Annotated in this window: 12 protein-coding genes; 4 read left to right on the top strand and 8 right to left on the bottom strand. The window is 43.6% G+C overall.

The annotated features are described in order from the left end of the window. Window positions 1–2 precede the first annotated feature (2 nt). Complete coding sequence (locus DYD54_RS04620) at window positions 3–1,229, top strand: DEAD/DEAH box helicase (RefSeq protein ID WP_063513934.1); 1,227 nt, start codon at window positions 3–5, stop codon at window positions 1,227–1,229. Beyond that, window positions 1,229–2,431, top strand: a complete 1,203-nt coding sequence (hemW, locus tag DYD54_RS04625) for a radical SAM family heme chaperone HemW (RefSeq protein ID WP_063513935.1) — start codon at window positions 1,229–1,231, stop codon at window positions 2,429–2,431. Before DYD54_RS04620 ends, hemW begins: the two co-directional genes overlap by 1 nt. Before the next feature lie 109 nt (window positions 2,432–2,540). On the opposite strand, the gene DYD54_RS04630 is transcribed toward hemW, so the two are convergent. Beyond that, a complete protein-coding gene (locus DYD54_RS04630; protein ID WP_084260732.1) occupies window positions 2,541–2,687 on the bottom strand; it encodes an entericidin A/B family lipoprotein in 147 nt (48 codons plus the stop codon). A gap of 140 nt (window positions 2,688–2,827) precedes the next feature. On the opposite strand from DYD54_RS04630, the gene DYD54_RS04635 reads away from it, so the two are divergent. Beyond that, window positions 2,828–3,364, top strand: coding sequence for a tRNA (cytidine(34)-2'-O)-methyltransferase (locus tag DYD54_RS04635; protein WP_063513936.1), 537 nt, complete (start codon window positions 2,828–2,830; stop codon window positions 3,362–3,364). A gap of 69 nt (window positions 3,365–3,433) precedes the next feature. On the opposite strand, the gene DYD54_RS04640 is transcribed toward DYD54_RS04635, so the two are convergent. From DYD54_RS04640 to tusD, 3 genes are read right to left on the bottom strand one after another with little or no spacing between them, the layout of a single operon-like run. After that, window positions 3,434–3,751, bottom strand: coding sequence for a TusE/DsrC/DsvC family sulfur relay protein (locus DYD54_RS04640; protein WP_063513937.1), 318 nt, complete (start codon window positions 3,749–3,751; stop codon window positions 3,434–3,436). Continuing rightward, on the bottom strand, window positions 3,751–4,059 hold the full coding sequence (locus tag DYD54_RS04645; RefSeq protein ID WP_063513938.1) for a hypothetical protein: 309 nt from the start codon (window positions 4,057–4,059) through the stop codon (window positions 3,751–3,753). Before DYD54_RS04645 ends, DYD54_RS04640 begins: the two co-directional genes overlap by 1 nt. Before the next feature lie 12 nt (window positions 4,060–4,071). Then, on the bottom strand, window positions 4,072–4,452 hold the full coding sequence (gene tusD, locus DYD54_RS04650; RefSeq protein WP_063513939.1) for a sulfurtransferase complex subunit TusD: 381 nt from the start codon (window positions 4,450–4,452) through the stop codon (window positions 4,072–4,074). Between the two features lie 90 nt (window positions 4,453–4,542). Here tusD and glnE point away from each other — a divergent pair, with 90 nt between their 5' ends. Next, complete coding sequence (gene glnE / locus DYD54_RS04655; RefSeq protein ID WP_063513940.1) at window positions 4,543–7,335, top strand: bifunctional [glutamate--ammonia ligase]-adenylyl-L-tyrosine phosphorylase/[glutamate--ammonia-ligase] adenylyltransferase; 2,793 nt, start codon at window positions 4,543–4,545, stop codon at window positions 7,333–7,335. Here glnE and DYD54_RS04660 read toward each other — a convergent pair. Genes DYD54_RS04660 through DYD54_RS04675 form a run of 4 tightly spaced genes read right to left on the bottom strand, consistent with a single transcriptional unit; the run spans window position 7,332 to window position 12,435 of the window. Continuing rightward, the gene (locus DYD54_RS04660) at window positions 7,332–8,549 is read right to left on the bottom strand and encodes a glycosyltransferase family 4 protein (RefSeq protein WP_063513941.1); all 1,218 of its coding nucleotides are present in this window, start codon (window positions 8,547–8,549) and stop codon (window positions 7,332–7,334) included. The genes glnE and DYD54_RS04660 overlap by 4 nt on opposite strands. A gap of 24 nt (window positions 8,550–8,573) precedes the next feature. Beyond that, window positions 8,574–9,404: a glycosyltransferase family 32 protein gene (locus tag DYD54_RS04665; RefSeq protein ID WP_063513942.1), complete on the bottom strand. Its 831-nt coding sequence runs from the start codon at window positions 9,402–9,404 to the stop codon at window positions 8,574–8,576. Continuing rightward, on the bottom strand, window positions 9,391–10,818 hold the full coding sequence (locus tag DYD54_RS04670; protein ID WP_063513943.1) for a mannose-1-phosphate guanylyltransferase/mannose-6-phosphate isomerase: 1,428 nt from the start codon (window positions 10,816–10,818) through the stop codon (window positions 9,391–9,393). Before DYD54_RS04670 ends, DYD54_RS04665 begins: the two co-directional genes overlap by 14 nt. Window positions 10,819–10,833: 15 nt before the next feature. Next, window positions 10,834–12,435 (bottom strand): glycosyltransferase family 2 protein, encoded by a 1,602-nt coding sequence (locus DYD54_RS04675; protein WP_228703599.1) that lies wholly within the window; start codon window positions 12,433–12,435, stop codon window positions 10,834–10,836. Window positions 12,436–12,522: the final 87 nt, after the last annotated feature.

Genomic DNA, 12,522 nt, shown 5'->3' on the forward strand with positions numbered 1-12,522 from the left:
ATTTGAGTCATCAAGCCAATAAAGATACAACTACTTCATCAGGTTTTGTAAAATTTCATGATTTGCCATTATCTGAGACGACATTAAAGGCGATTCGTGCGCTGAATTTTGAGAATCTGACACCCATTCAGTCTCAGATTCTACCGCATACGCTTGCCAATCAAGATGCCATTGGTCAGGCTCAGACTGGTACTGGCAAGACAGGGGCGTTCTTGATTACTATTATTGAGTCGTTGTTAAAGCGTCCTTTTGGCGAGGATGAGCGAAGATTCTTAGGTGAGCCGCGTGCGCTTATTCTGGCGCCAACGCGTGAATTGGCGCAGCAAATCTATGCTGACTGCCGAGAGCTGACCAGATTTAGCGATCTTTATAATCTGTGTATCACAGGTGGTGCTGATTTTGACAAACAAGCCAAGCAGCTTGAGTGTCGCCCGCTTGATATTCTGATTGGTACACCGGGTCGTATTATTGATTGGGTGCAAAAAGGCGTTCTATTCTTAGATCGGGTTGAGTTATTTGTGCTTGATGAGGCTGATCGCATGCTTGATATGGGATTCATCCCTGATATTAACCGCATTGTGCGGCACATGCCTGCCAATACTCATCGCCAAAGCCTGCTATTCTCAGCGACATTCAATACTGATGTGATGAATTTGGCGTATCGCTGGCTTAATAATCCTGCTTTTGTGGAGATTGCACCTGAGAGTAAAACCAATAAAGCCATTGATCAGCAGTTTTATCTGCTGACCGAACGTGAAAAGATGTCGGCACTGAGAGAGATTCTCTCAGGTAGTGATGTCAAAAAAACCATCGTCTTCGCCAATCGTAAAGATCAGGTAAAGCGTCTATATGACAATCTGCGCCGTCAATTTGAAGTTACCATGCTCTCAGGCGATGTCGCCCAGCAAAAACGAGAAAGATATCTACAGCGCTTTAAAGAAGGCGAAGTAAATATTCTGGTCGCGACAGACGTGGCAGGGCGTGGCATTCATGTTGATGATGTGACCCACGTGGTTAATTATACCTTGCCTGATATGCCTGACGACTATGTACATCGTATCGGTCGTACAGGGCGCGCAGGGCACACTGGCGTGTCTATCAGCTTTGTTAGCGAGAATGATGCTTTTAACCTGCCTGCGCTCGAAGATCATATTGGGATTAAATTTAAACTAAATCAGTTTGATTTTAAGCCTGCCGATGTTGTTGACAATCCTAAGAGTGATGATTGATGAGCCCACTTTTGGAGCTGCTGCCTGAACGTATTCCTTTGTCGTTATACATTCACATCCCGTGGTGTGTGAAGAAATGCCCTTATTGTGATTTTAATTCACATGCGCTACCCGATTCATCTGATGATGCTGTGCTGACTGCGCCATTCTCTGACTATGTGGATGCGATGATTTTGGATGCGAGTTCTCAGCTGTCTTTTGTGCAGGGGCGTCAGATTCATTCGGTGTTCATCGGTGGCGGTACGCCGTCACTATTGCCTGTTCATGAATTTGCAAGATTATTCGATGCGCTGCGTGCGATGTATGACTTTGCAGATGATTGTGAGATTACCCTTGAGGTTAATCCAGGTACGGTAGAGCATGCGCCTTTTGAGGAGTATCTGGCGCTTGGGATTAATCGACTGTCCATTGGTGTGCAGACCTTTAATGAAGAGGCGCTGGGAGTACTTGTGCGCATTCATAGTCCCAACCAAGCCATCAATGCCATTTGCAATGCCAAGCAAGCAGGATTTCGCCGTATTAATGTAGATCTGATGCATGGGCTGCCGAATCAGACGGCAGACTTTGCGGTTCATGACCTACAGACAGCCATAGACGCTGGCGCAACACACATTTCATGGTATCAGCTGACCATTGAACCTAATACAGCCTTTTATCGTGCACCTCCTGATCTACCCGAAGAGGATGTGTTGGAGTCAATCGAAGAATCAGGGCGTGCGTTACTGACTGAGCATGGCTTTGATAATTATGAAGTGTCAGCATGGACAGGCAAGGATGATACACCATGCAAGCACAATATTAATTATTGGCAGTTTGGGGATTATCTAGCCATCGGTGCAGGCGCGCACGGCAAAGTTACATTGCATGGACATCCTGAGCATGATGATGGCATTTATCGCTTTCATAAATCGCGCCTACCTAAGGACTATATGCATGCCGAATCATCAGCGCCCAAGATGGTAAATTTTGAAAAAATCAACGAAGAAAATCTGCCATTTGAATTTATGATGAATGCATTAAGATTGCGCCATGGTGCTAGCACTCAGATGTTTGAGGAGCGTACGGGGCTGTTTGTCAGTACGATTGACAATGAGCTTTTGCCATTACAGCACGAAGGCTTTATGGTGCATGACGCTAACCTACTAAGCCCGACTGCGATGGGCTTTAGATATGTGAATCATTTGGTGCGTTCATTTTTATGATTATTTGGTGATTAGTTAAGCTAATTGCTAATTTTCGATTGATTTACACCAAAAATAAAATGCCGAAACTTGATTAATTTCAGCATTTTATTGATAATTTCAAAAGAAATTAGATTTTGTTTTGAACTTTTTGTGCGCCGTCAGTTACTGCGTCGCCAGCTTTTGATACGTCTTTGCCAAGACCTTTAACGGTGTTGCAACCAGTTAGAACAAAAGCAGCAGCAACAGCAGCGATGATTAGTTTTTTCGTGGGAATTTCCTTAAAAAATTAGGGTTGGAATAAGTTCTTTTTTAATGAACTTAAACTTATATTAGCCAAATTTTGAACAACTTTTTGTAATTGTATGTAACTTTAAGTTATTAAATGTAAACTTAAAAATTTATTAATCGAAGACCATGACCACTATCCATATTGTATTATTTTCACCCAAGATTCCAAATAACACCGGCAACATCATCCGTCTGTGTGCAAATACAGGTGCAAAGCTGCATCTGGTACGACCTTTGGCGTTTGAGCTTGATGATACCAAGCTAAAACGAGCTGGGCTGGATTATCATGAATACGCCCAAATGCGGGTGTACGAGAACTGGAGAGAATGCCGAGATGCGCTGAGGGCTCAGGGTATTCATAAGATGGTTGCGATGACGACGAAGTTTAGCCATTCTTTTTATGAGTATGATTTTAACCATGTTGATGGCGGTGATGTTGCGCTTGTATTTGGTTCTGAGACGGACGGTCTGCCTCAGGATGTGCGTGATGACATCGGTTCGGATAATTGGCTAAGGCTGCCGATGTTGCCAGAGTCTCGCAGCCTTAACCTTGCCAATTCGGTGTCTATCTGCCTGTATGAGATATGGCGACAGCTTGGCTTTACGGGAGATGTTGGCGAGAGTGTGGGTTATCATCGACTATCGTCTCGTCCTGAGGATTGATCGGTTCCTAATATTAAAGGCAATGTTTTGCGCATCGCTTTTTTGTTTAGGGTTATTTAGCTTTAGGTTTTATAGGCAATTCGGTGGCTTTGGCAGTCCCGCGATGCGATTCACGTGACGTGCCACTAGACCTGTGTTAAATAATGCTTGTAATTTGGCATTATTAATCTTATCATCGGGTAGGGTAGATGATAAATGCTTGATAAGCGGGCGTGTGGCAGGACTGTGATGGTATTTGTCAAAAAAAGCCCGCACTTGCATCAAGATTCGATAGTGAACATCGGTAAGCTCGACATCAAGCGTATCCGCCAAAGTCTGTGCGACACTTACCGTCCATTGTGTGTGGTCTTGGAGGTGTCCATCAGTATCTAATTCTAGGTCTGTCATTAAAACTCCAATATGCTGTCAAATAAAGAAAAATCAACTTGCGCACTTTCTGCCTGTGTAAGCATGTCTTTGATGGCATCATCGAATTGATTAACATCAAACGTCGTCCAAGCCTTGGATAGGTCGTACAGTTCAAGCGATTGAACCATGCCATAGAGGCGCGATTCCTCATCTGCTAAGATAACATTAGACTTGTCCGCAAAATAAAACTGCACCTCATGATCGAAGCTTGCTAGGGTAAAACCTAACGCGATCGCTTCATAAGTGATTAGCTCACTGTCTGATTTTATATTGATTAAGAATCTCATGCCAATCTCTCACTAAAACTGAATCACGGTGGCGCCGTCATCAATCCGCAATGCCAACTCTGATAGCCCAACCAGGCGAAAGGGCGCGCGTAGATTATCGCCATTAAGACTGTGCCGATTGGCGTTATCGACATCAGTAATACCGCGCGCCAATGCCGTGCTGACACAGACGGGTAGGTCTAGATTGTGCTGCTTTGAAAGTTTCACCCATTCATCGCTAATGCTGGGCACATCGGCGGTTTGCCAAAGTAGGCGGCTGGCTGTATATGCGCCATCACCATAAAAAAATACGCTGAGTATCTCGCCAGCTGTTAAGCGTTCTTTGGCGGCGTGTAGTGCCTGTTTGCCCTGGTTGCTGTGAGGGCTTGAAGTGATGAGTAATAAAGTTGCCATAAATTAAAAAATCACCAAATTTATGCTTATTATAGCCTAATTTTTGGTGTAAAATGGCAAAATTGAGCGGCTTTTTAAAATTTATCCATCATGATGACACCTGTATTCACACCTAATCAAACCGAGCTTGAGATTCTAAGTCTTGCCAGTCCTTTTGCTTACTCAGTGTACGATAAAAAAATTGATGAGGCACAAGCATTCTTGGGGGAGTTTGGCTTTGAGCGTGCGTTGACCCGAGGTGATTTTGATGTGCTGATTGGGCGGTTTGCAGCGCATTCCGATGAAAACGCTGTCATGACAGGACTTAGACAGCTTCGTAATCTACTCATGCTAAAATGGGTCTGGCAGGATGCGCTGGGTGTGATCGAGCTTGAAAAGCTGATGGAGGAGCTGTCAGAATTTACCAACGCCTGCATCTGCCATGCCAAAAACCACGTCTATGATAGGTTGGTTGAGAGATATGGCGTGCCGATGACGGTGATCGAGGGGCGAAAACAGGTAGATGAATTCGCCGTAATCGCCATGGGTAAGCTGGGTGCGATGGAGCTAAACTTATCCAGTGACATTGATTTGATTTTTATTCATAGGGGTGTGGGCGAGACTGACACGAGCGAACACGGCAGAAAAAGCATCGACAATCAAAAATTCATGACTAATCTAGGTCGTGGCATCATCCGTCTGCTCGATGAGGTGACGGCAGATGGCTTTGTATTTCGAGTGGACATGCGACTGCGCCCGTGGGGTGATGGCTCGCCGCTTGTGATGACGACGGCCGCGCTTGAGAAGTATTTTGGTCAGCATGGACGTACTTGGGAGAGATTTGCTTGGCTAAAAGCACGAGTGGTGAATGAGGTTTCTGAGCTATTCTTGACCCAAATACTCAATCTGCGCAAGAACTTCGTCTATCGTTATTATATTGACTACAGTGCGTTCGGTGCGCTGCGTGAGATGAAGTCGATGATCGTCAGCCAGCAGACGCAGCGTCAGGATCTGGATAATGTCAAGCTTGGTGTTGGTGGTATTCGTGACATTGAATTTATCGTGCAGGCATTTGCACTGATATATGGTGGTCATCAGGCGGCGCTCGGAGAGAATTTATCCTGTCTTGCTGCCATCGGTGTACTTGATGAGTTTGACTATCTCTCCCGCGCTGAGGCGGATGAGTTGGCGTCAGCTTATCGATTCTTGAGACGGCTAGAGCATGCCATCCAAGCACGCCATGACAAACAAACTCAAAAACTTCCTAACGACCTTGATGAATTAACTGCCATCGCTCAGATTATGGGGTTTGATGGTGTTGATGATTTTCGGCAGGTGCTTGACACGCATCGGCAAAAGGTGTCTGTGCCTTTTGAGCGCATGGTGACGGATCGTCAAAGTCCTATCCAGGAGCTCAGTGACACTAAGGATGCTTGGCAGGAAATCAAAGACGTGCTAAGTGATGAAAGCGTACAGGCGCTTGATGAATTCATGTCATCAAAGTTGGTGCAGGGCTTGGATGATGAACCAAAATCTCGCCTAGAATCTGCCTATCCCATCATATTACACGCGCTATTAGAGCACGCCAAAAAAGATGGTGTAGAGCGTGCAGACATGGCAGTATCAAGATTGGTGAGCTTGCTTGAGGCGATATGTCGTCGTTCGATCTATCTTGTGATGATCGCTGAGAACCCAAATGCCACCATTGCGCTTATCCCGATGTTATCAGCAAGTCCATGGATCGCCAAAGAGCTGGCTTTATACCCCATGCTGCTGGATAACTTTTTACAAAAGCGCTATTTGCATTTGCCAGATAAAGCAGAACTTGCCGACATTCTGCGTCAAAGCTTGCTTCGGGTGGAGCGTTTTGATGATGAAAGTTATTTGGCAAATATTCGATTATTTAAAAAGACCCAAGTGCTGGCTGTGGCGACTGCCGATGTGTTGGGGCTGCGTCACATCATGAAGGTGTCTGACAGCTTAACGTTCATCGCTGAGGTGGTGGTGGAGTCAGCGCTGTATCGCGCCTTTGATGAATTGGTGTGTAAGCATGGATATCCAATGTTGCAAAATGGCGAGAGAGCAAGTCATGCACACATTGGCTTTGCGATCATTGGCTATGGCAAGCTTGGCGGCATTGAGATGTCTTACGCGTCCGATTTGGACGTGGTGTTCTTACATGAGATCGATGAAAAGGCAGACACAGATGGTGAGCGTGCGGTAAGCGGTATGAAATTCGCTTCTCGCCTGATTCAAAAAATTCTTACCTATCTGACCACGCAGACCCGTGATGGTCGCGCTTATGAGATTGACATGAGGCTTCGACCTTCGGGTAACGCAGGCGTGATGGTGGTCTCTTCATATGCGTTCGAGGTGTATCAGCATGACAAGGCGTGGGCGTGGGAGCATCAAGCGCTGGTGCGGGCGCGTGCCATCGCCGGGGATGTGCGCGTGATGGCAAGCTTTGATAAGATTCGCACCGATATCCTAACCAAGCCTTATGATAAGGCGAAAGTACGTACAGATGTCATCGAGATGCGCCAAAAGATGCAAACCCATCTGGGTACTAAAGAGGGTGGTATGGCAGAGCATCAATTCCATCTAAAGCAGGACTTTGGCGGTCTGGTGGATATTGAGTTCTTGGCGCAGTATGTGGTGCTTGCCTTTGCTCATGACTACCCGAACCTAGCCATATGGTCGGACAATGTTCGTATCTTCGAGGAAGTGGCCAAAACAGGGCTGTGGAGCGTGGAGCGCTGTGAGAAATTAACCCAAAGCTACCTTAACCTACGCAAAAAAACCCATGAACTCGCACTAATGGAGCAAAAAACCATCGTCCAAGACGATACTTGGCAGGAAACGCGAGAGTTCGTGCGTGGGGTTTGGGATGGGGTTTTGGGTTAGTTTACAAGCTCATTAGCAAATATTTGCTTGGCAAAATTTTGCCATGAAACAGGCTTGTAATGTTGTTTTATATGTTGTTCTTTTTGGGCGATGTAATCAGGATTGTTGATTAAAAATAAGAACTTATCACACCAAGCATCAATATCATGCGGGCTGACATAGTCAATAAAATCACCACCTGCTTCTGGCAGGGCTGCTGCATTTGATGCCAAACAGTATTTATCCATAGAGAGGGATTCTGCCACAGGTAAGCCATAACCTTCGATAAATGAAGGATGTATCGTAAACCAACAATGTTTAAATAAAGCGATGAGCTGGCGGTCGGTAATGTTATTTAGCATGACAATCTTGTCTTTAATGCGTTCATCGGTGGTTAATTTATGTAATAGTTCATCAACTTTCCAGCCTTGCCTGCCAACAAAATAAACTTTTGGCAAATTGCCAATACCTTTTTCTAATAATTTAAGATACATCTCATAAATCAAGGCATGATTTTTACGAATTTCAATGGTGGAAACAAACAGCAAGTAAGGTTCATGGATTAAAGATTGTATAAAAGCATCATCATTACCATTATCTGCTTTGGTGCGCAAATCACAACCCAAGGTTAAAACCTGCATGGGGGCGAGTGGTAGATTATTTTTTTGATAATAATCGGTAAGTTCATTTTTGGTAAAGTTAGAATTACAATAAAAAACATCCACCACTTTGATGGCTTCTTTTATGTATTCAAAAAACAATTGAGTATTGGCATTAAAAAAATATTGGGGATAATTAATGGGTATTAAATCATGGCATAAAACTTTTAAAGTAATGTCCGTTCTTTTTTTGATAAATGCAAAAGAACGCATTTCAAGATTACCAAGTTTTTGCCCAACACCGATAATCGTGTCATTATCATTAAAGCAATGATTAACAATACCAAATAAAAATTTGATTTTGTTAATTCTTTTTAAAACACTTCTTTTAAATTTCTCGGGAAATTTGGGTTTGGTTTTCTTTGGATAATTGCCATGTTTTAAGTTTTCTAATGTTTGGCGTAATTTTTCATTTTCAATAATCACAAAACCCATGCGGTCATCAAATGTACAAAAGCCAATGGTTTTTCCTTGTTGTTGTAATTGATAGGCATACAGGCATAACTCGTATTCGGTACGAGCAATGCCAGAGAATTTGGTTTCAAATAAAATATTTGAGATGTTAATCCAAATCATAATAACTCTCTTGGGTGGAGAAAATTATTCTTTAAATTTACCCATGGATTTTAAGGTGTTCTTAAAGAGTCTGGTGAAAACGATGTATGTGCTGGATAAAAAATTAAGCCAAGTGCCTTGATTTACCACATAGCCTTTATGACTTGCATAATGCCCTTTTAGGACTTTTGTGTGAGCGGTATTAGACTCTAAGGCGCTATAAACAAAGCCGATGTCTTTATCAAATCTTTCAAAACGGATAGGGTGTAAATGTTGTATCTCATGAATGGCTTTGGTGTAGGCGATAGGGCCTGTAACGAATAATACGCCACGCTTGCCATAACTATGCACACCATAGTGCCATGCTCGGTAGTTTAGAATGTTATCCACGACCGAATCTAATATGTGCTTCATAACAGGTGAGTGTTTTTCACAGATGATAAACCATTGTTGGTATTCTCCGTCTTTGATGCCAAGCTCTTCGGTGAGATATAAGAATTTACCCGTGCTTTCATCTTTTTGCCCTGCTTCATTTTGCCATTGGGTAACAATAAAGGTATCATCAGACTTGATGATTTCACTTAATGGATAAATGCAAGTGCTTTTGATGTCAAGATATACACCGCCTTCATGGTATAGTACCAAATAGCGGAATAAATCAGCTTTGGCTGCCCCATAGACAGGATTGATGCGATGATAAGCATCCAAAATCCGACCGTCATCATGTGCCTTGATGTATGCCAATACAGCATCATCATCATAAAAACGGTATTCCCAATCAGGATTTTTATCCTTAAGTTCGGCAACAATCGGAGCAATGGGTGCTGGTAGTGTTTGGGATTTATAGGTTTGATGAATGATTTTATGAATTGCCATTGTCAGTCCTACCATAAATGTCATCAAAACGAACGATGTCATCTTCACCCAAATAGTCGCCAGATTGCACTTCGATAATCTCCAGTGGAATCTTACCAGGGTTCTCCAAAGAATGGGTTTCGCCAAGAGGGATATATACCGACTCGTTTTTGGCCAATAAAAAACTCTCATCTGCTTTATGGATTTTTGCGGTGCCATTTACCACAATCCAATGTTCAGAGCGGTGATGGTGCATTTGCAAAGACAGCTTTTGGTTGGGATTGACAACGATATGCTTGACTTGATAACCTGCATCCTTGGCAAGACTGTCATAATGACCCCAAGGGCGATACACTTCTCGATGAATGTCATGTTCGTATCGGTCGTTGTTCTTGATGTTTTGAACAATGTGCTTGATGTCTTGGGCGTAGTCTTTATTTGCAACCAAAATGGCATCTTTGGTTTCAACCACGACCAAATTCTCTACCCCCACCAAAGTGATTAGGCGATTTTCACTGTGAGCATAGTTATTATGACTGTTGTGGGTGATGACATCGCCAATTAGGACATTGTTTTCTTGGTCTTTGGTTTGGATGTCCCATAATGCCGACCAAGAACCAACATCGCTCCAGCCTGCATTTAAAGCAACAACCACTGCATTGTTGGTGTTCTCCATGACGGCATAATCAATAGAGTCAGAGCGACAGCTTTCAAAAATGGCATTATCAATGCGAATAAAATCCAAGTCTTTCCGGGTGTTTAGCATGACTTTTTGGCAAACGTCTGCAATATCAGGTGCATGAGTGGCTAGCTCCTTTAGATACTGATTTGCCTTAAACATGAACATCCCACTGTTCCACAAAAAATCCCCGCTTTGCAGGTAGTTTTGGGCGGTAGCGTAATCGGGCTTTTCTACAAAGGTGTCAATATGATGCCCGTGTAATACGGCTTTGCCTTGTTTGATGTAGCCATAACCTGTCTCGGGATGTGTGGGCGTGATGCCAAAAGTGACCATGTTGTCTTGCAGGGCAAGCTCATGGGCGTTGATAATACTGTCGGTAAATGCTTTTTCATCATTGATGACGTGGTCGGCAGGCAATACAAGCATGACGGCATCGTCATTTTGCTTTAGGTGATATGCCACCAAAGCAGTTGCAGGGGCAGTATTTTTGCCAACAGGTTCAAGAATAATGGTTGGATGAACACCAATCTTACGCATTTGTTCTGCCACTAAAAAACGATGTTCTTCATTGCAGATCAATATGGGTTCGGCACAATTTAATTCTTTTAAACGCAGAACGGTTTTTTGCAGTAGAGTGTGTTCATCCAGCCCTAAAGTAAGAAATTGTTTTGGGTATTTGGTTCTTGACAAGGGCCATAGTCGAGTACCGCTACCGCCTGCCATGATGACAGGAATGATGTTGGTGGAATGCATAATGAAGTTCCTATTTTATTTATTCTTGTTAGACCGATTCATCTGCCACAGCATGATGTATTTATCCAAGGTATAGCCCAAAGACGCTACCGCCAAGATATAGCCATACACTCCGCCCATAAAGTCGGCCCGGATAACATACTCACGCACAAACGAAAACCACGAGCGAATAAGCAGTCCTGCCATGCTCACTGTTTTGCCTTTGGCGTGCTTTTCTTTTGCCCAGTCGTGGCTATATCGGATATTTTTTACCAAAAAATGGTGTAAATTGTCGTTGGTGATGTGGGGCAAGTAGCCTTTTAACACCACGCTTGGCATATCTTGTTGGTCAAGAGATTCATGAACTTCTAAATCCGAGTAGTTAAAATGCGTGCGAGCATAAAGCCGAGCGAGCTTGTCGGTGTACCATGAGCGTGGCTGAACTTCCACACCGCAAAAGGTATTGACCCGAGCAATGGCAAAGACCTTATCTGTCTGCACAGGCTGCCTTAGCACATCGGCGATGGATTGTCGTAACGCTTGGTCAAGGCGTTCATCAGCGTCCAGTACCAACACATAATCGCCTGTGGCATAAGACTGAGCAAGCTTACGTTGTTTGCCGAAGCCTTGCCAGTCGGTATTGACGTGCCATTTTGCTCCATATTGTTCGGCAATCTTGCGAGTATCATCGGTGCTACCGCTATCTAGGACAATAATTTCATCTGCCAAATCATGCACCGTATCAAGGCACGCGTTTAGGTGCTTGGATTCGTTTTTGCAAATCATGACAAGCGACAACGTGCTTTTTTTGTCGGTCAAATCAATAGGCGTGAGATTTTTGGTAAATTCTACCGATTTTAAAAATGCTTGCTCAGCTTGGTTGTGGGTTAAATCGTATAAAATGGCGTATTTATTAAAGGTGTATTGGGTAAACATCAGTGAATAAATCAATCCATACCTACCCTGCAAAAATCGCCCGTCCACAAAATACTGCTTAAAAAACGCCCAAAATGGGTTTAAAATCACCTTGCTAAATTTGCCTTTTTTGCCCTGTCTGTGCCTATCGTCTGCCCATGCTTTGGCATATTCTAGGCGTTTGGTAAGCCAAAATAGGGGTGTGTCTGCCGTATGATGTCGCATAAAGCCATCAAGTGTGGCAGTAGTCGCTCCATTTAGCACGACCGATTCATGCACTAAGTTATTGTCATAGTTATATTTTTTAGGATACAGTCGCCAATGAGCCTTGACCGCCCATAGCCTGTTGTCAATCTCATATCCAAAAATACAGTCTATGCGTTTGATACCATACACCGTATCAGCAGGGGGGTTTTTGATGACCGCCGAAATACTCTGTTTTAGCTCGTCGGTAATCTCTTCGTCAGCGTCTAGTGCCAGTATCCACTTGCCCGTGGCATAAGACTGGGCGAGCTGGCGTTGTTTACCAAAGCCTTGCCATTCGGTATTAACGTGCCATTTTACCCCATATTGTTCGGCAATTTCACGGCTGTTGTCAGTGCTACCGCTATCTAAAATGATAATCTCGTCCGCCAAGCCGTCTAAAGCAGGCAAGCTGATCGCCAAATTTTTGGCTTCATTTTTGACAATCATGACGACCGATAGGGGGTATTGATTTTGCATGGATGATTGCTGTGGATAAATTCTGGATATTATACTCATTAATTTGCATAATTTTAAGTGGTTAATGATATATTTTTTCATTAACAT

It is taken from the genome of Moraxella ovis, assembly GCF_900453105.1.
GTDB classification, from domain to species: domain Bacteria; phylum Pseudomonadota; class Gammaproteobacteria; order Pseudomonadales; family Moraxellaceae; genus Moraxella; species Moraxella ovis.

Bases quoted from the DNA above. Each gene is read 5' to 3' on its own strand.
- hemW (WP_063513935.1), top strand. From the start codon at position 1,229: ATGAGCCCACTTTTGGAGCTGCTGCCTGAACGTATTCCTTTGTCGTTA.
- DYD54_RS04635 (WP_063513936.1), top strand. From the start codon at position 2,828: ATGACCACTATCCATATTGTATTATTTTCACCCAAGATTCCAAATAAC.
- DYD54_RS04640 (WP_063513937.1), bottom strand. From the start codon at position 3,751: ATGACAGACCTAGAATTAGATACTGATGGACACCTCCAAGACCACACA.
- DYD54_RS04645 (WP_063513938.1), bottom strand. From the start codon at position 4,059: ATGAGATTCTTAATCAATATAAAATCAGACAGTGAGCTAATCACTTAT.
- tusD (WP_063513939.1), bottom strand. From the start codon at position 4,452: ATGGCAACTTTATTACTCATCACTTCAAGCCCTCACAGCAACCAGGGC.
- glnE (WP_063513940.1), top strand. From the start codon at position 4,543: ATGATGACACCTGTATTCACACCTAATCAAACCGAGCTTGAGATTCTA.
- DYD54_RS04660 (WP_063513941.1), bottom strand. From the start codon at position 8,549: ATGATTTGGATTAACATCTCAAATATTTTATTTGAAACCAAATTCTCT.
- DYD54_RS04665 (WP_063513942.1), bottom strand. From the start codon at position 9,404: ATGGCAATTCATAAAATCATTCATCAAACCTATAAATCCCAAACACTA.
- DYD54_RS04670 (WP_063513943.1), bottom strand. From the start codon at position 10,818: ATGCATTCCACCAACATCATTCCTGTCATCATGGCAGGCGGTAGCGGT.
- DYD54_RS04675 (WP_228703599.1), bottom strand. From the start codon at position 12,435: ATGCAAAATCAATACCCCCTATCGGTCGTCATGATTGTCAAAAATGAA.